The following is a 16,508-nucleotide window of genomic DNA, read 5'->3' as shown; positions in this document are numbered from 1 at the left end:
CGGATTAAAACGCCGCATAAAGACGGCCAGGGTTGAAGATGCCGTAGGCATCCAACTCGGCCTTCAGGTTGCGATGATACTTTTCAATTACTGGGTTGAGCGGGGTGAAGGGTGACTCTGCTCCACCTTGGGCGTAGGGGGTAAAGCAAGTGGCATGCCCCCCCGCCTGCTGGCAAACCGCGCGCAACGTATCAGCTGCCGCGCTGGTTTTTATCCACCGCTGGCTGCCACCCCAGTCATAGAAGATATCGCTTTGCGGGATATCCAAGGCGAGCGGTGGCGTATTGGGGGGGAGTGATAAGCGCCACAGTGCTTGCCCTTCATGCAAACGGAAAAAAGGATGCTGATGGTCGCGCAGTTGCTGCCAGAAATCGCTGGAAAGTGATTCGCCACCCAGGCGTTCCTTGGTCGCATTCACGGAGCTTGCGCCGCCTTCTAAACGAATAAACAGCTCGCCTGAGTGCCATCCGGCTGCGGTGATGGGCAGCGGCTGCCGTCCTAGCTCGGCGAGCTTAGCCAAGGCATCTTCAAGGCTCATGCTTAGGCGTAGGCTGTGACTGGCAGTAGGAATAGGCAGGACTTTAAACGAAATATCCGCTAGCACGCCTAGCGTCCCTTGAGCACCTGCCATCAAGCGTGAGAGGTCGTATCCGGCGACGTTTTTCATGACTTCACCGCCAAAACGCAACAACTTGCCTTCTTGAGTAATTACGCGTGTGCCCAACACGAAGTCTCGCGTCGCGCCAGCCCATGGGCGTCGCGGGCCGGACATGCCGGTGGCAACGGCACCGCCAATGGTGCTGGTATCGCTGAACGCGGGCGGTTCAAAGGCTAGCATTTGATTCTCTTTGGCTAGAGCTGCATTGAGTGCACTTAACCGCGTACCGGCACGAACAGTAATCACAAGCTCTACCGGGTCATAAGAGACAATGCCACTATGGGGCGCCATATTTAAGGCGTTGCCTTCAACCGGGCGGCCATAAAAAGCGCGGGTATCGCCACCTGCTATGCGCAGTGGCGTGCGGTTGGCATAGGCGCTGCGCACCTGTTCGCACAGGTCGTCAGCGATATCTTGATCGGCAGCATGTATCGCTAGTTCAGTCATGGTGATTCCTAATAATTATGCTTCCTAGTGGTTAGTCGACTAGGAGCTGCATCAGAAGCGTGGTAGTTCCGGATGCGGTAGTTCGTTGTTGTGCACATGCATTGCGCCAAACTCAGCGCAGCGCGCCAGGGTAGGAATATTTTTCCCTGGGTTGAGTAAGCGCTGAGGGTCAAAAGCGGCTTTTAAGGCATGGAATACCGTAAGTTCATCGGCTTGAAACTGACTGCACATCTGGTTGATTTTTTCGCGGCCGACACCGTGTTCGCCAGTGATAGAGCCACCTGCCGCAACACATAGCTCAAGAATTTTGCCGCCGACATCTTCTGCAAGAGTCAGCTCTCCCTCTTTATTGGCATCAAATAAAATCAGTGGGTGCATATTGCCGTCACCGGCGTGGAATACATTGGCAATCGCCAAGCCACTCTCTTCCGACAGAGCGGCAATACCCTTGAGGACGCGAGGAAGTTCTCGACGAGGGATGGTGCCATCCATGCAGTAGTAGTCAGGCGACATGCGCCCCACTGCGGGGAAAGCGTTTTTTCGCCCTGCCCAGAATTTGGCCCGCTCAGCCTCATCGCGAGCTTGTTGAATGTTGGTCGCCCCCGCTTTTTCTAGGACGCGACGAACGGTTTCGCAATCGTCGTCCACATCGGCTTCAACGCCATCTAGCTCGCATAGAAGAATGGCTTCTGCTTCAACCGGGTAACCGGCCTGGATGAAATCTTCAGCCGCTTTGATGGCCAGCTTATCCATCATTTCTAAGCCGCCAGGAATGATTCCCGCAGCAATAATGTCGCCAACAGCACGGCCCGCTTTTTCTACGTCATCAAAGCTGGCCATGAGTACCTTGGCGGTTTCGGGCTTTGGCAGCAGTTTTACGGTGATTTCAGTGACCACCCCCAACATGCCTTCAGAGCCATTCATCAACGCGAGGAGGTCAAAGCCCGGTGCATCCAGCGCTTCGGATCCCAGCGTCATGCGCTCGCCTTCAATCGTCATGACATCAACACGCATCACGTTATGAACGGTGAGACCATACTTGAGGCAGTGCACGCCACCCGCATTTTCCGCCACGTTGCCACCAATCGAGCAAGCAATCTGTGACGATGGATCGGGGGCATAATAAAGCCCGTAAGGAGCAGCAGCTTCAGAAATAGCTAAGTTGCGCACGCCTGGCTGCACGCGTGCAATGCGAGCATCCGGGTCCACATCAATAATTGTGTTGAAGCGTGACATCACTAGCAGGACGCCTCGCTCAAGCGGTAAAGCACCGCCTGAAAGCCCTGTGCCTGCGCCGCGAGTAACCACCGGAACACCCAAGGAGTGGCAGCGTTTTAAAAGACCTTCGACTTGTTCCAGCGTCTCGGGCAACGCAACCAGCATCGGCAGGATGCGGTAAGCGGCAAGGCCGTCGCACTCAAAGGGATGCAAGTCCTCTTCACGGTGCAGCAGCGTTAAAGACGGCACTGCGTTTTGCAGATCATCTAATACATCTGCTTTATCGCGGTGAGTGAATTCGCCGTCGAGGCGTTCATCGAAAAGAAAGTTCATGTTGGCTCCTGTGGGTGAGGAGAGCAGAAAATTATCTAATCACTTTATGAAAAATCTTTCCATAAATAACCAGTTCAGTGCTGGAAAACTTTTGCATACAGTGAAAATACTAATAACGCGTTGGTGGTTTACTGTTTCTGCTGAGGCTATCGGGCAGCAATTCCTTGTGAAGCGGCCTGCTGGGTTGCCCTTAGGCTACCCAGCAGGGGTGACTCACTTTTGATTAACGTTTTCCCGTTACATCAGTGGGTCGGTAATGCCAATCACATAAAAGGCAATAAGCGCAATGATTCCAGTAAAGATCAGATAGTAGATCGTGGGAATAATTGTTTTACGAATCGTTGTACCTTCGCGACCCAGTAGACCCACCGTCGCTGATGCGGCGACAACATTGTGAATCGCAATCATGTTACCCGCTGCGGCACCGACGGCTTGTAGCGCGACCATCATCGCGGTGGACAAACCGAGTGTTTCGGCAACGCTAAATTGGAACTCCGCTAGCATCAGATTAGAAACGGTATTTGAACCGGCAATAAAGGCACCCATGGCCCCAACCGCAGGTGCAAAGAATGGATAGATTCCCCCTACGCCGTTAGCTACCGCTTGGGCCATCATGACGGGCATTGACACAAGATCAGCACCATTCACGCCAGAGTTAATCAGGATGCGCACCATGGGAACGGTGAAGATCAAGACAAAGCCAGCACCGAAGATGGTTTTAGTAGATTCAGACACGGCAGCGCTGATTTTCTGCGGGTTCATGCGGTGCAAGAAGTAGGTGACAATAACCACCGCGATAATGATGCCGCCTGGCAAATACAGCGGCTGTACGCCGCCACTGATACCGGCTTCGCCTAAAATGTTGCTCCAGCTTAGGTTAACGGAGGTCAGCGCAGCTTTCAGCGGTTCAACGATGCGTGAAGCAACCAAGAATACCGCGAGTAGGACGTAAGGAATCCAACCCTTGAAGGTCGACATTGGCGCTTTACCAGCAACGTCATCCAGTTTGATCTGCAGGTTGCCGATCCATTCGTCTGGCCAAGACGTTGATTCTGGAAAGTCCCAAGTGTCTTTGGGTAGCAAGAAACCTCTGCGAGCAGCGGGCACTACAATCGCTAAGCCCACCATTGCCCCGATCATTGACGGGAATTCTGGACCTAAGAGAACGCCGACTAGCATGTAAGGTACGACGAACGAAATACCGGTAAAGATTGCAAAGGGCGCAATGGATAGGCCTTCCTTCCAGGAGCGGTTAGCACCGAAGAAGCGCACCATGATCAATACCAAAATCAGAGGCATCAATATGCCTACGATGCCGTGAGTAATCGCCACAGAGCTAGTAATTTGCTGGAAAAAAACATCCCACGTAGAACCGCCAGCTTCCAACTGAGCGGTGATGCCCGCGCGATCAAGCCCACTACCGACACCCACTACAACTGGGGTGCCAACGGCGCCAAAAGAGACCGGTGTGGACTGAATCATCATGCCGACAACAACGGCTGCCAGAGCAGGGAAGCCAAGCGCTACCATAAGCGGTGCAGCGACTGCTGCGGGCGTACCAAAGCCAGAAGCCCCTTCAATGAAGCAGCCGAATAACCAAGCAACAATTAGCGCCTGCACGCGACGGTCAGGGCTAATGCCTGAAAAACCGTTACGAATCGCCGTAATGCCACCAGAATGCTTAAGCGTATTTAGCAGCAAGATGGCGCCAAAAATTATCCATAAAAGGCCTGCTGTTTGAATTAGCCCTTGAATGGTAGACGCGGCAACGCGGCTAAACGACATATCCCAAGCGGTCAGACCAATGATGGCTGCGGTCAGGAAAACAATCGGCATCGCTATTTTTGCAGGTATTTTAAAACCAATGAGCAAAATACCGGCAAGCAACAGCGGCAGAAATGCCAGAAGTGCAAGTGTAGTTTCATTCATTTTAGGAGTGGCCCCTTGTTATTGATTTGATGTGCTCGGCAGATGCCAGCGGTCGTGGCAATGCTGTTCGGGTCAGTGCGAAAGATACGGTTAGGTAGAAAAAATGGCTATATTGGATAATTGGTATTACCAATTAGGGGTGGTTGCATGTATCGGCTTTGAACCGCTTTTTTAAATTTAACGATTTGTTTTTATTTGCTTTTAAATTTCCACAAGGCAGTAGGCCTCGCTGCAATTCATTAGACTAATAGACAGTACAGTTGCCACCTGAAAGAGCAGTACAGATCAAATGAAGGACGAGAAAGTCGCTCGCTTATTTTGCTGATATGAGGGCCTTTGGGGATGGGGGGCAGAGCAAGTAAAACCGATTACTTGCGTCCTTGGTGGCTTAAGCCCATTGTTATCGGCGCATGTTGGGTTTTAACCACGTTGCTAATTACAAGGAGGCCGTTACAGTGGCAATAACTCTTTATGACTTATGCGGGCGTGATGAACGCTTACGCTTTTCTCCCTATTGCTGGCGTGTTCGTATGGCTCTGGCACACAAAGGGCTGGAATATACGACAGTTCCTTGGCGTTTTCTTGATAAAGAGGCACTTGCCTTTGCCGACTACGACAAAGTGCCGGTGCTAACCGATGGTGACACGGTTGTCACTGATAGCTTTGAAATCATGCGCTACTTAGATAAGGCTTACCCTGCGAATCCTGTGTTGGGAGAAGGAGTGAGCTATCAGCGAGTCCACTTTTTTAAGCTTTATATTGATCGTAGCGTTACCCCGGCACTTTTTCGCACAGTCGCGCTGGATTTATTGGCCGCCATACACCCTGATGACCGCAGCTACTTCCGAGAGACCCGCGAAGCCCGCTTTGGTATGCGTTTAGAAGACGTCAATAACCCGGAGCAGGGGCGAGTTCAGTTGAAAAAACTGCTGGCTCCTGTTCGTGATCAGCTTCGGAGCAGCCCATTTTTAGATGGTGAAACACCCAGTGGAGCAGATTACCTACTATTTGGCAGCATGATGTGGGCATATACCGTGTCACTTGAGCCATTAGTTGATGCTAATGATCCGGTTGATGAGTGGTTTAAGCGTATGCTGGAGGTGCATGAGGCGGTTGCGGGTAAGGCCATTACTATTCGTGATCTATAGTGTGTCAGGCGGCATAATGCCGCCTGTATCCATTTTATGGGCGAGAAGAGCCACGCAAGCGGCTTAACCTAGGGCGTTGGCTTGATGTGATGAAGCTGTACAGCCCCCCACTGTCCAAAAAGCTTATTCTTTGATCGAATACGTCAATTCGCAGGCGGGATGGAAAATAGCTGAGTAGGCACGTAACTATCTGTTTGGCAATCGCTAAGTAATCGTTGCTGGGTTGATGTGATTGCTGCCTTGAATCGCTAGTGGCAATGTTATTTAAAAAATCATGTTGCGCTGCACAAAAAGCACTGCTAGCTTTGTTGTTAGTAAAGGCAACCGCCTGATCATCGACCGCTTATCGATGCGTGTCGAATCGCTAGCTCAGTAAGGAGATTATGTGATGAACAAGGCCGCAGAGAAATCCACCCAGCAGTTTGAGTCTGTCTTTGTATCGCCAATGCGTTCTTATACCCTGGCGGCGCTTGATTATTATCAGCAAGTTGTCAGCGCGCAGATGGATGCAGCACGTGCATACTCTGACATGACGGTTGCCCAGGCGCGCACATGGTTAGACGTTAAAGATGCCGACAGCTTTAAAAAAGCCATGGAAAGCCAGCAAAAAACAGCTTCTGACCTGATGGAGCGCATGAAAGGGGACTCTGAAAAAGTCACCTCCATTAGCCAAAACTTTATGCAAGAGAGCCAGAAAATGGCGGAAGAGACCACAAAGAAAGCCGTGGAAACCGCTAAGCAGTAATCTATTTTGCATGGTATAAGCGACTGGTAATAAACGATCAGACGCGAGTAATTGATCGATGAAATGCCGCACCGTCAGGTGCGGCATTTTTTGTCTATATACATTTTAAAGCGTTGTAAGACGTTATTTCTGCAATTAAAAAAGAGTGGCTATAGCGCTGGCGTTTTCGTGGTGATTGCACGTTACAACGGCTGTTCAGCCCGGACGTTCAGCCTGAAGCGGGCAATACGAATAATCTCCTTAATTGCTGTCTCGCGCTCTTCAGCTAAATCATTGTGTAAGCGTGTTTCAAACGCCGCCAAAATGGCGTGGCGATCCAGCCCCTTCACAGCAATGACGAACGGGAAGCCAAATTTTTCTTTGTAAGCAGCGTTGAGTTGTTCGAAGCGAGCAAACTCTTCAGGCGTACATTGATCTAGCCCAGCGCCTGCTTGCTCGCGTGTAGAGTCTTGAGTCAGCTCACCCGACATCGCCGCTTTGCCTGCTAAGTCAGGGTGGGCCTGAATAACCGCAATTTGCTGTTCAGGTGTGGCCCGCTGCAGCATAAGTCCCATCAGGTCAGCTAGCGCATCCGGCGCGTCATGCGCATTGCTTAACCCTTCTTTCCAGGCAGCTTCCGCCACCCAGGGAGAGTGCTCATATACATCGCCGTAATGTTGGGTAAAGGTTTCTAAGCTGCATGTGCTAGGAGCGGGCGAAAGGGTAAGTGATGTTGAGGTAGCCACTAAATTTCTCCAGTATGTTTAATCATGGGAATACTGTATACAATAAATGGTATCAACGGTACTCTTTGACCGATGGGTTAAGTCGGTCAGCTGTTATCAACAACAGTTACCAACAACTAGTATCAACAACTAGTATCAACAACAGTCAACAACAACGGTGATTATTAAGGAGTTGCTATGGGACGCTTAACGACTCACGTACTCGATACCGCTAAAGGACAGCCCGGTCAGGGTATTACCATTGACGTGTTTCGCCTCGCAGGCACCACGCGCGAACACCTGGGCAGTGTGATTACTAACAGCGACGGTCGTTGTGACGCGCCTATCTTAGAGGGTGATGCCCTTACAGTAGGCGAGTACGAGCTGGTTTTCCACGCGGGTGACTACTTGCGCGCCCAGGGTATAGCTTCTCAAGAGCCGCGCTTTTTGGACGTGATTCCTTTACGTTTTGGCGTTGCGGATGCCAGCCAGCACTACCATGTGCCGTTACTGCTATCCCCTTATAGTTACTCTACCTACCGCGGTAGCTAGAGCTTGGCTATCTTTTCGTCGATTTTTGCCTAGCCTGACGTTCGCTCGCTGAGTTACCAGGTAAACCTGCTAGGATGTGTTTATGCAAACATATGTTGTTGATTTTGCTAACTTATTGTTACGCTGGCTGCACGTCATAGCAGCCATTGCCTGGATCGGTGAGTCGATCTATTTTGTCATGCTGGATAATGGCTTAAGAACGCCCAAAGCCGCTGAAGATCGTGAAAAAGGCGTCTTTGGAGAGATGTGGGCCGTGCATGGTGGTGGTTTCTACCATAATCAAAAGTATGCTACCGCGCCTGCCAAGCTGCCGAATGACCTCCATTGGTCGTTCTGGAAAGCCTATACGACGTGGCTATCGGGTTTTGCCTTGTTCGTTATTCTCTATATGGCAAACCCGGGCTTCTATCTAGTTAACCCCAACAGCAACTGGGCGTGGGCGGCGAGTATGACAGGCTGGCAGGCCAATCTACTGGCGTTGGCCTTCTTGCTCGGCGGTTGGGTGGTTTATAACGAACTCTGTAAACGTATAAGTCCTAACATGAACCGCGACGGCCTTCTCAGCGTTGCCGTTGCGCTGATGATGATAGTAGTCGCCTATTTAAGCACCCAGATGTTCACAGGACGTGCCGCCTTCCTATTAACCGGGGCTGTGATGGCCACCGCCATGTCCGCCAACGTGTTCTTTTGGATTATTCCTGGCCAGCGCCGCATGGTGAAAGCCATGAAGGCAGGTGAAGCGCCTAATCCTTTGGATGGTAAGCGGGGCAAGCAGCGTTCGGTACATAACACCTACTTTACGTTGCCGGTAGTGCTATTGATGGTGAGTAATCACTACTCTTTCATCTACTCCCATGAGCTTTCCTGGGTGGTCATGGTACTGTTTATTTTTGCTGGTGCCCTTATTAGGCAATTCTTTGTATTAATGCACGCAGGAAAAACGCAACCAGCCTATCCTGCCGTAGGGATAGGGCTTATTCTATTAGCGTTTTGGGTAGCCGCACCAAGCCCAGGGGCTGGTAATGCGAGTGTCTCAGGCACGCCTAGCCAAGCCCAAATTTCCGGGTTAATTGATCAGCATTGTAGTCAATGCCATGCTCGCAACCCTGAGCATGCCGGTTTTTCAGCGCCGCCTGCTGGCTACGCGTTTGATACTTGGGATGAAATTCTGGGTCATCAAGCGCAAATTAAGCAAGTTGTCGCGAGTCGCTATATGCCACTTGGCAACATCACCAACATGAGTGATGAAGAGCGCGATAGTATTGCCGCGTGGGAGGAGTGATTAAAATCGCAGACAGGAGACCCTATGAGTGATGCGCAGGCGGCGTTAAAGCAAAGACCCGCAGAAAAAGAAGGCGAGGAGCGTCACGAGTCAATCTATCGCGCGGTTAGCGACGCCATTGTAGAGCAGCGGCTAAAACCGGGTGCTCGGCTGCGCGAAGACGCCTTGTCAGACGTCTTTGGCATTAGCCGTACCGGTATTCGTAAAATCTTGCAGCGCTTAGCATTAGAACAGTTGGTAACGCTCACACCACGTCGGGGAGCCAGCGTGACACGGCCTACCGCCGAAGAGGCCAAGGATGTGTTCGACGCACGCCAGATGATTGAGTGTGGGCTAATGCCTGATGTGGCCAGGCGGGTTGGAGAGAAAGAGGCCGCTGAACTACGCGAGATGGCTCGTCAGGAGCGTCAAGCGTTGCGCAACGGTCAACAGAGCGTTGCTATCCGCCTGTCAGCTGACTTTCACGTGCGCCTTGCCCAGCTATCGGGTAATGCAACCCTTGCTGAGTTTGTTGAACGTCTGTGCTCACGCTCGTCGTTGATTCTGGCGGTTTACGGTCATCGTGGCCACTTAGGCTGCGAATCCCATGATCACGATGATTTAATTGGCTATCTGGAAGCGGGCAATGGTGAGCGTGCGAAAGCGTTTATGAGCCGCCATCTTAAAGCGATTGAAGCATCACTCTCGATGGTTGAAGAAGAAGAGAATGTGCCAGACCTGCAGCAAATTTTTGGTGGTTAAGCAGGTTAAGTAGTGAAATATAAGCAGTGAAAAGCCCAGGCCTTTAGGCCTGGGCTTTTTTGTGGAGCTAGCAAGTTTAATGCTGTGTGAGTACTTACACCGCAGGTGCTGGGGCGGCCTTGAACTGGCGCATTAAGCCAAAATAGAACAGCCCACCTAACCCCGCGCCAATCAGCCACCCATAGCCGCCAAGGCTTTCGAACGCGGGCACGACAACCGTAGAGAGTGAAAATAACGCTGCACTGCCGAAAGCAACCAATGCACGGCTATTCCAGCCATTAACATAGTAGTAGGCGCCACTCGGTGCTGAGGAGAATAGCTCTTGCATATTAAGGTGTTGGCGTTTGATCAGATAGTAATCCACCACAATGATGCCGTAAAACGGAGCCACAATGGCACCTAGCGCGTTAACGAAACCAGGTACGCCGATTTGGCTAATCACTGAAATCCATAGCGCACCCACAAAGAAGGCAATCACAGCGGTAATCAGTCCACCCATTTTAAAACTGATTTTGCTGGGAAACAGGTTAGCCAGGTCGTAAGCCGGCGGAATAAAGTTAGCGACCAAGTTGATGCCTACGGTGGCCGCGAAGAAGGTGAGGGCAGCCACAATGGTCAATGGTAACGAATCAACACGCTCAACAATGTCGGCGGGATTGGTCAGTGCATCTCCAAACAGTACCAATGTGCCAGCCGTAATGATTAACGCAATAAACGAGAAAAAGGCGACGTTAAGTGGCAAGCCTAGCAAGTTGCCAAGTTTCATTTGGCGCTCAGTTTTGACAAAACGAGTGAAATCGCCAAAGTTAATCACTACCGCAGCAAAGTAGGCCACCATGGTGCCAACAATGGCTAGAAATGCCCCAAGACTACTGCCACTTTGCTCGCCGCTACCGCTAAAAATAGTGCTCACTGCGGGTAGTAGTTCACTTCCGGCTTGGAACCATACAACGATCATCAGTACGACCATCACTACATAAACCAGCGGCCCTGCCCAGTTTAGAAAGTGTTTGATGCGCTCAATGCCTTGCCAGAAAATGGCAATTTGAAATAGCCAGACAATCACGAAAGACAGCCAAGCGACCCCTGAAAGGCCCAGAAAAGTGCTGCCATTGCCAGCCCCAAACAGGGCTGTGATGAGCAGCGCTACAGCCGTTGAGGCAAAGTAAGTCTGTACGCCGTACCAAAAAATGCCAACGATCGCGCGTAACATCGCTGGCAGGTTAGCCCCCCGCACTCCCATGCTGGCGCGAACCATAACAGGAAAAGGGATACCGTATTTGACACTCGGTTTTCCGGTCAGGTTGACCAGAAACATGACAATGACACCGGCTAGAATGATGGCTGCCATTACAGCCCAGCCATTCAGTCCGTAAGACAGAAACAGCGATGCCGCCAGCGTGTAGCCAAACAGGCTTTGAATGTCATTCGACCATACGTTGAAAATTTCAAACGCGCCCCAGTTACGGTCTTGGGGCTTTAAAGGCGCAAGGTCTTCATTGTAAAGAGTGGGATCAATTTGCTTTATATCAAGATCACTACTAGATGGCTGCTTATTCATGGTTAACGCTCTCTTGTCGGAAACGATTGCCTGCCACGTATCGTGAGCAGGCAAATACGCATCATGGTTACTGTGTAAAACGCTGGCAGGCAGGCCAATGCTTCATCAGTAGGTAATAGCTCAACCCGGCAGGAATAAGGCTGGCGTACCATGAGATTGAAGAGAATGTTAGCGCGGCCACAATGCCGACTACCGTGGCAATTAAGGCGGCTTTGTTGATGCCTTGATAGGGGCCAGAAGGGTCGTATAGTTTACTAATGTCCAGTGTGCGACGGCGGATGACGTAGTAATCGACGACGAGAATGGCAAAGATAGGCCCAAGAAACGCTGAGTACGTTTGCACGAATAGCTGCAAACCTGCAGCCGACTCAGGCTGAACAAGTTTCCATGGGAAAGTGGCAAATGCCAGTAGGCCTACAATAACGGTAGCGACTGGAAACTTAAGTTTAAAGACGTCCATTAACACGTAGGTGGGTGGCACCACATTATTCAGTACGTTCGTGGTGACCTGTGCAAAGGCGATGAATAGCAGTGTGGTCATTAGCAGTGGCGTGTTGTCCACAGCGTTAGCAAATACCTGGATGGGGTCTGCTGTGCCTGTCGCCTCTGACACCATGTAGCCAATCAAACCCATAAATAGCGTACAGGGCAGAATCGACATGGCGTAGATCGTTGTTAATAAGCTTTGGCGGGTGCCTTTTTTGTGCTCTCGTGAGTAGTCGCTAACATTCAGCATTATGGTGCTATAAATGCCCAGAAACAGCATGGTAGCGCTCCAGAACGGCAAGCCCCAAGAGCCTTCCATGGTCAGAATGCTGGCCGACAGCTCATCGCCGTAGCGTTGCACCGTGGCGTAGAACATATACATCAGTGAAAGCAAAATAAAGACGCTGCCGATATTCTCAAGCCATTTAATGCCCTGAAAGCCCAGCACTGATAAACCAATCTGTAAAAATTGGAAGGTAATAAAGTAGAAGATCAGGTTATCGAAGCCGAACAGTGTGGCAGACACCATATTGAGCGCGCCTGCGCCAATCCAGCTTTGAAAACCGTACCATACTACCGCCGGCACAGCCCTGACCAAGCCAGGAATACGGGTGCCACTAAAGCCAAAGGCACTGCGCGCTTGCACCATAAAAGGAATGCCATATTTGTAGCCAGCTGCGCCATTAACTGCCAACGCAATACCGATCACAAAGCAGCCAATCGCTATCGCGAGTGTTGCCTGTAGTAGATTTAAGGTGCCCACCACGCTTGAGCCCATGGCAAAGGTGCCAATTGAGACGCATCCACCAAACCAGGCCAAAAAGTAGGACGTTCGTCCCATAATTCGCGTGCTTTGTGGTGCTAGGCTTTCTGCGCCAATGGCTTTGTCATCTGTTGCAGTGTTCGCAGCGGGTGGTTCTTGTGACGTGAGAGCAGGGTTAGAGTTCCTCATGTTTCCGTCCTCGCAAGATTGTCGGTGTTATTGGCAGCTTGAGCGCATTACGCGCCCAAGCGATGCTTGCGGCATGGCGTGCTAACGGGAATACAGTTATTTTTGAAGTTATTCTTTTAAGGCCTGTTTTTTTAAGATCTGTTTTTAAGACCTGTTTTAAGACCTGTTTTAAGACCAGTCTTTTAAGTCATGACGACTACGTGTTTCTATCTAAGTAATATTTACCTTGGTGAGGGGAGGTGAAGATCGGAGAGTGCGGAGAACTTGCCGGTAAATGCTTTCGGACGAGGGTAGTCCAAGTCACCATGTTTGCTGGTGTGGAGACCTAGGCTAACCAACGACTCCGCAAGCTTTAACGCGGCACTAACGCCTTCTATCACCGGTAAGCCAACTTCGCGGCTAATCTCTTCAGTCAGATTCGCCATCCCGCCGCACCCTAAAACGATGGCGCCAATGCCGTCTTCATCGCGGGCGCGACAGCACTCTTCGACAATGCGGGTGAAGGCGGCATCAGGGTGATGCTCAAGATCGAGAACCGGAATTTCTGCAGCGCGTATGCGGCGACAGTGGTGGCGGAATCCATACTGTTCAAGTAAGTGTTCTGCAATAATGCCGGTACGCCCTAACGTCGTCACAATCGAGAAGCGGGTGCTGATAAGCGTGGCTAAATGAAAGGCGGCTTCCGCAATGCCGATGACGGGGGCACGGGTTAATTCGCGGGCTGCGAGTAAACCAGGGTCGCCAAAGCAGGCCACCACGTAAGCATCGATGCCGCCTTCGCGTTCTCCTTTAAGAACTTCTTCGGCAACACCGACAGCGCTAATGGCCTCGTCAAAATGACTCTCGATGGACACCGGCCCCGCATCGGGCTGGGTGGCGGTAACCGTTGTCGATGCCCCTGCCTGCCGCTGGGCGGCTTGATGAATGGCAGCCGTCATTGAGGCTGTTGTGTTTGGATTGATTATGCGTATATGCATGTTGAATCGCTCGCTGGTAGACAAAATTGAGCATCTTGTATACAAAAATAGGGCGGTTTCGCACGGATCGCAAGCCCTTTTTATACGGTTTAAATACAAGTGTTATTTGACCAAATGTTCAGATTTCAACAAGTTAGCGACTTTGCTGCTTTAAAATGCTAGCCATCTCAGCTAATTAAGCGGCTGTTAGATTGCGGTTGTTCTATAAAGCCGCTATTTTGTATACAATTATTTTCTGTATTGTAGATCTTTAATTCCAATAAAATGCTCTTCAACCAGCTATCTACAAGCGTATAAAGGAGCCGTTGAATGTCCTATTCACCTGATCGATCATCGAATGCTTACCCTCGCGACCTAGTGGGATATGGTCGTACCCCTCCTCATGCTAATTGGCCAGGCAATGCGAAAATTGCCGTTCAGTTTGTGTTGAATTATGAAGAAGGTGGGGAGAACTGTGTTCTTCACGGTGACGCCGGATCAGAGCAGTTTCTGTCTGAAATCATTGGCGCGGCCAGCTATCCAGATCGCCACCTAAGTATGGAATCGATCTATGAGTATGGCTCCAGAACCGGCGTTTGGCGGATTTTACGTGAGTTTGAAAAGCGTGATTTGCCACTGACGGTATTTGGTGTCGCTATGGCTCTAGAACGCAATCCTGAGGTCGCTCAAGCGTTTAAAGAGCTGGGACATGAAATTGCCTGCCACGGCTATCGCTGGATCCATTACCAAGAAGTCTCCGAGCATGTTGAGCGAGAGCACTTGCAGAAAGCCATGGACATTTTTCAGCGTCTTTACGGTGAGAAGCCACAAGGCTGGTACACAGGGCGCGATAGCCCGAATACGCGACGGTTGATTTTGGATGAGGGCGGCTTCCTTTACGATAGCGACTACTACGGCGACGACTTGCCTTTCTGGACGCAGGTGACCGATAGCCAGGGCAGTGAGCATAACCACCTTATTGTGCCCTATACTTTAGACACTAATGATATGCGCTTTGCAGCCCCGCAAGGTTTCAACACGGCGGATCACTTCTTTACCTACCTGCGCGATGCCTTTGATGTACTTTACGCAGAAGGGGAAGAGGCGCCCAAAATGCTCTCTATTGGTATGCACTGCCGCTTACTAGGGCGCCCTGGACGTTTCCGCGCTTTACAGCGCTTTTTAGATCATATCGCAGCCCATGACCGTGTTTGGGTAGCTCGCCGTGTGGATATTGCTCGCCACTGGGCAGAACACCATCCCGCTCCAACCCGCTAAAAGGCAAAATAATGAATAAATCTCCATACTACGCCCCTACGGGGGGGCATCCGCCACAAACACAGCTAACCGCTGATCGTGCCGTGTTCACAGAAGCGTTTGCGTTGATTCCCAAAGGCGTGATGCGCGATATCGTCACCAGCAACTTACCTTTCTGGGAAGGCACTCGGTTATGGGTGCTGGCACGTCCGCTTTCAGGTTTTGCTGAAACGTTCTCGCAATACATTATGGAAGTGCAGCCTGAGGGCGGCAGTGAAAAGCCGGAGCTAGACCCCCAGGCCGAAGGTGTACTGTTCATTGTGGAAGGTGAGTTAACGCTTACTCTGGCGGGGGAACGCCATACCATGCGCCCCGGTGGCTATGCGTTTCTTCCCCCAGGTAGTCACTGGCAAGTGCGCAATGAGTCCTCTGCTCCCGTACGCTTTCATTGGGTGCGTAAAGCGTATCAGTTTGTGGAGGGGTTAGACGTACCCCAAGCTTTCGTCACTAATGAGCAAGACATTGCTCCCATCGAAATGCCGGGAACCGAAGGGCGTTGGGCAACCACGCGTTTTGTCGATCCTGCTGATGTGCGCCATGACATGCACGTCAATATCGTGACTTTTCAGCCAGGTGGCGTGATTCCTTTTGATGAAACTCACGTGATGGAGCATGGGCTTTATGTGTTGGAAGGGAAGGCGGTGTATCACCTAAACCAGCAATGGATTGAGGTAGAGGCAGGTGACTTTATGTGGCTACGCGCCTTCTGCCCTCAAGCGTGTTACGCCGGTGGCCCGGGGCCATTCCGTTACTTACTGTACAAAGATGTTAACCGCCATGCCGCTCTCAAGCTCTAGCATTGAGTTTAGGCGTTTAAGTTTTGGTGTGTAAGTTCTGGTAGTTGAATTCCGACGTTGGCTGCTTCGCTGTGTTGTTATCCGGTGGAGCCGCCTATTTTAGGATTTTGTAATGATTAAATTGATAGCCGAACCGCTAACCGCCGAGGCGTTTGCGCCTTTTGGCGATGTGATCGATGCCCGCACGTCAGCATCGTTTCCCATTAATGCTGGTCGTACCCAGCGTCATCATGACCTAGCGAGCGTTGAGACATTAGGCGACAACGCCCATACGCTGATTAATATTTTTGTCAGTCAACCGATTACGTTACCGTTGGAATTAACCTTTTTGGAGCGCCACCCTCAGGGTAGCCAAGCCTTTATGCCGCTGCATCAAGAACGCTTTATTGTGGTGGTAGCCCCTCCTGGCGACACCATTAATACTGCAGATGTGCGCGCGTTTGTGACCGATGGCCGTCAGGGTGTCAATTATCGGGCAGGCACCTGGCATGCTATTCAGTCGGTGCTTGAGCGTGAGGGCGAGTTTTTAGTGGTAGATCGGGGGGGAGATGGCAATAACTGCGATGAGTATTCGCTTGATATTACCGTTACTCTAGGCGAATAGCTTGCGCTAACAGCATACGCTTGTCATCTTGCTCAGGTTAGCTTTTGACTGAACGAGAAAAATAGAGCGCAGATTGCG

General features: G+C 51.0%; 16 protein-coding genes. 9 read left to right on the top strand and 7 right to left on the bottom strand.

Annotated features, from left to right (window positions below; all coding sequences use genetic code 11):
- Positions 1 to 4: 4 nt before the first annotated feature.
- Together glcE and glcD are read right to left on the bottom strand one after the other, a co-directional pair.
- A complete protein-coding gene (gene glcE / locus IR195_RS16210) occupies positions 5 to 1,105 on the bottom strand; it encodes a glycolate oxidase subunit GlcE (RefSeq protein WP_206048073.1) in 1,101 nt (366 codons plus the stop codon).
- A 51-nt stretch (positions 1,106 to 1,156) separates the two neighbouring features.
- Positions 1,157 to 2,656 carry a glycolate oxidase subunit GlcD gene (gene glcD, locus IR195_RS16205; RefSeq protein ID WP_206048072.1) on the bottom strand — a complete coding sequence of 500 codons (1,500 nt, stop codon included), beginning with the start codon at positions 2,654 to 2,656 and terminating at the stop codon, positions 1,157 to 1,159.
- Here glcD and IR195_RS16200 point away from each other — a divergent pair.
- Complete coding sequence (locus IR195_RS16200) at positions 2,655 to 2,879, top strand: hypothetical protein (RefSeq protein WP_125751185.1); 225 nt, start codon at positions 2,655 to 2,657, stop codon at positions 2,877 to 2,879. The two genes, glcD and IR195_RS16200, sit on opposite strands and share 2 nt — an antisense overlap.
- A 14-nt stretch (positions 2,880 to 2,893) precedes the next feature.
- Here IR195_RS16200 and IR195_RS16195 read toward each other — a convergent pair whose 3' ends face one another.
- Positions 2,894 to 4,585, bottom strand: coding sequence for an L-lactate permease (locus IR195_RS16195; RefSeq protein ID WP_125751182.1), 1,692 nt, complete (start codon positions 4,583 to 4,585; stop codon positions 2,894 to 2,896).
- Positions 4,586 to 5,040: 455 nt separating this feature from the next.
- Here IR195_RS16195 and IR195_RS16190 point away from each other — a divergent pair, with 455 nt between their 5' ends.
- Both IR195_RS16190 and IR195_RS16185 read left to right on the top strand, forming a co-directional pair.
- On the top strand, positions 5,041 to 5,733 hold the full coding sequence (locus IR195_RS16190; protein ID WP_125751179.1) for a glutathione S-transferase family protein: 693 nt from the start codon (positions 5,041 to 5,043) through the stop codon (positions 5,731 to 5,733).
- A 388-nt stretch (positions 5,734 to 6,121) separates the two neighbouring features.
- Positions 6,122 to 6,478, top strand: coding sequence for a phasin family protein (locus IR195_RS16185; RefSeq protein WP_038477905.1), 357 nt, complete (start codon positions 6,122 to 6,124; stop codon positions 6,476 to 6,478).
- A 182-nt stretch (positions 6,479 to 6,660) separates the two neighbouring features.
- Here the strand turns inward: IR195_RS16185 and uraD are convergent, their stop codons facing one another.
- Positions 6,661 to 7,203: a 2-oxo-4-hydroxy-4-carboxy-5-ureidoimidazoline decarboxylase gene (gene uraD, locus IR195_RS16180; protein ID WP_125751176.1), complete on the bottom strand. Its 543-nt coding sequence runs from the start codon at positions 7,201 to 7,203 to the stop codon at positions 6,661 to 6,663.
- A 177-nt stretch (positions 7,204 to 7,380) separates the two neighbouring features.
- On the opposite strand from uraD, the gene uraH reads away from it, so the two are divergent.
- The 3 genes from uraH to IR195_RS16165 all read left to right on the top strand — a co-directional run bounded on the left by uraH (position 7,381) and on the right by IR195_RS16165 (position 9,757).
- The gene (uraH, locus tag IR195_RS16175; RefSeq protein ID WP_095604053.1) at positions 7,381 to 7,734 is read left to right on the top strand and encodes a hydroxyisourate hydrolase; all 354 of its coding nucleotides are present in this window, start codon (positions 7,381 to 7,383) and stop codon (positions 7,732 to 7,734) included.
- Positions 7,735 to 7,816: 82 nt separating this feature from the next.
- Positions 7,817 to 9,016 carry a urate hydroxylase PuuD gene (locus IR195_RS16170; protein WP_206048071.1) on the top strand — a complete coding sequence of 400 codons (1,200 nt, stop codon included), beginning with the start codon at positions 7,817 to 7,819 and terminating at the stop codon, positions 9,014 to 9,016.
- A 24-nt stretch (positions 9,017 to 9,040) separates the two neighbouring features.
- Positions 9,041 to 9,757, top strand: coding sequence for a GntR family transcriptional regulator (locus IR195_RS16165; RefSeq protein ID WP_083006885.1), 717 nt, complete (start codon positions 9,041 to 9,043; stop codon positions 9,755 to 9,757).
- 94 nt (positions 9,758 to 9,851) lie between these two features.
- On the opposite strand, the gene IR195_RS16160 is transcribed toward IR195_RS16165, so the two are convergent.
- The 3 genes from IR195_RS16160 to IR195_RS16150 form a co-directional block, all read right to left on the bottom strand.
- Entirely contained in the window at positions 9,852 to 11,318 is a 1,467-nt protein-coding gene (locus IR195_RS16160; RefSeq protein WP_125751170.1) for an NCS1 family nucleobase:cation symporter-1, read from the bottom strand.
- 67 nt (positions 11,319 to 11,385) lie between these two features.
- The gene (locus IR195_RS16155; protein ID WP_206048070.1) at positions 11,386 to 12,756 is read right to left on the bottom strand and encodes an NCS1 family transporter; all 1,371 of its coding nucleotides are present in this window, start codon (positions 12,754 to 12,756) and stop codon (positions 11,386 to 11,388) included.
- 221 nt (positions 12,757 to 12,977) lie between these two features.
- On the bottom strand, positions 12,978 to 13,733 hold the full coding sequence (locus IR195_RS16150) for an aspartate/glutamate racemase family protein (RefSeq protein WP_206048069.1): 756 nt from the start codon (positions 13,731 to 13,733) through the stop codon (positions 12,978 to 12,980).
- A 309-nt stretch (positions 13,734 to 14,042) separates the two neighbouring features.
- Here IR195_RS16150 and puuE point away from each other — a divergent pair, with 309 nt between their 5' ends.
- The 3 genes from puuE to IR195_RS16135 all read left to right on the top strand — a co-directional run bounded on the left by puuE (position 14,043) and on the right by IR195_RS16135 (position 16,430).
- Complete coding sequence (gene puuE, locus IR195_RS16145; RefSeq protein WP_125751161.1) at positions 14,043 to 14,990, top strand: allantoinase PuuE; 948 nt, start codon at positions 14,043 to 14,045, stop codon at positions 14,988 to 14,990.
- Positions 14,991 to 15,001: 11 nt separating this feature from the next.
- Positions 15,002 to 15,826, top strand: coding sequence for a bifunctional allantoicase/(S)-ureidoglycine aminohydrolase (locus tag IR195_RS16140; protein WP_125751158.1), 825 nt, complete (start codon positions 15,002 to 15,004; stop codon positions 15,824 to 15,826).
- Positions 15,827 to 15,938: 112 nt separating this feature from the next.
- The gene (locus IR195_RS16135; protein WP_125751155.1) at positions 15,939 to 16,430 is read left to right on the top strand and encodes an ureidoglycolate lyase; all 492 of its coding nucleotides are present in this window, start codon (positions 15,939 to 15,941) and stop codon (positions 16,428 to 16,430) included.
- The last annotated feature ends 78 nt before the right edge of the window (positions 16,431 to 16,508 follow it).

The sequence above is a fragment of the Vreelandella venusta genome (assembly GCF_015689495.1).
Lineage (GTDB): Bacteria > Pseudomonadota > Gammaproteobacteria > Pseudomonadales > Halomonadaceae > Vreelandella > Vreelandella venusta.
The sequence above is the reverse complement of the archived record's forward strand: the minus strand, read 5'-3'. Positions and strand labels throughout refer to the sequence as shown.

Excerpts from the sequence above, each read along its gene's own strand:
- uraH (WP_095604053.1), top strand. The coding sequence starts at position 7,381 with ATGGGACGCTTAACGACTCACGTACTCGATACCGCTAAAGGACAGCCC.
- IR195_RS16140 (WP_125751158.1), top strand. The coding sequence starts at position 15,002 with ATGAATAAATCTCCATACTACGCCCCTACGGGGGGGCATCCGCCACAA.
- IR195_RS16165 (WP_083006885.1), top strand. The coding sequence starts at position 9,041 with ATGAGTGATGCGCAGGCGGCGTTAAAGCAAAGACCCGCAGAAAAAGAA.
- IR195_RS16150 (WP_206048069.1), bottom strand. The coding sequence starts at position 13,733 with ATGCATATACGCATAATCAATCCAAACACAACAGCCTCAATGACGGCT.
- IR195_RS16200 (WP_125751185.1), top strand. The coding sequence starts at position 2,655 with ATGTTGGCTCCTGTGGGTGAGGAGAGCAGAAAATTATCTAATCACTTT.
- glcD (WP_206048072.1), bottom strand. The coding sequence starts at position 2,656 with ATGAACTTTCTTTTCGATGAACGCCTCGACGGCGAATTCACTCACCGC.
- puuE (WP_125751161.1), top strand. The coding sequence starts at position 14,043 with ATGTCCTATTCACCTGATCGATCATCGAATGCTTACCCTCGCGACCTA.
- IR195_RS16185 (WP_038477905.1), top strand. The coding sequence starts at position 6,122 with ATGAACAAGGCCGCAGAGAAATCCACCCAGCAGTTTGAGTCTGTCTTT.
- IR195_RS16135 (WP_125751155.1), top strand. The coding sequence starts at position 15,939 with ATGATTAAATTGATAGCCGAACCGCTAACCGCCGAGGCGTTTGCGCCT.
- IR195_RS16195 (WP_125751182.1), bottom strand. The coding sequence starts at position 4,585 with ATGAATGAAACTACACTTGCACTTCTGGCATTTCTGCCGCTGTTGCTT.
- IR195_RS16160 (WP_125751170.1), bottom strand. The coding sequence starts at position 11,318 with ATGAATAAGCAGCCATCTAGTAGTGATCTTGATATAAAGCAAATTGAT.
- glcE (WP_206048073.1), bottom strand. The coding sequence starts at position 1,105 with ATGACTGAACTAGCGATACATGCTGCCGATCAAGATATCGCTGACGAC.
- IR195_RS16170 (WP_206048071.1), top strand. The coding sequence starts at position 7,817 with ATGCAAACATATGTTGTTGATTTTGCTAACTTATTGTTACGCTGGCTG.
- IR195_RS16155 (WP_206048070.1), bottom strand. The coding sequence starts at position 12,756 with ATGAGGAACTCTAACCCTGCTCTCACGTCACAAGAACCACCCGCTGCG.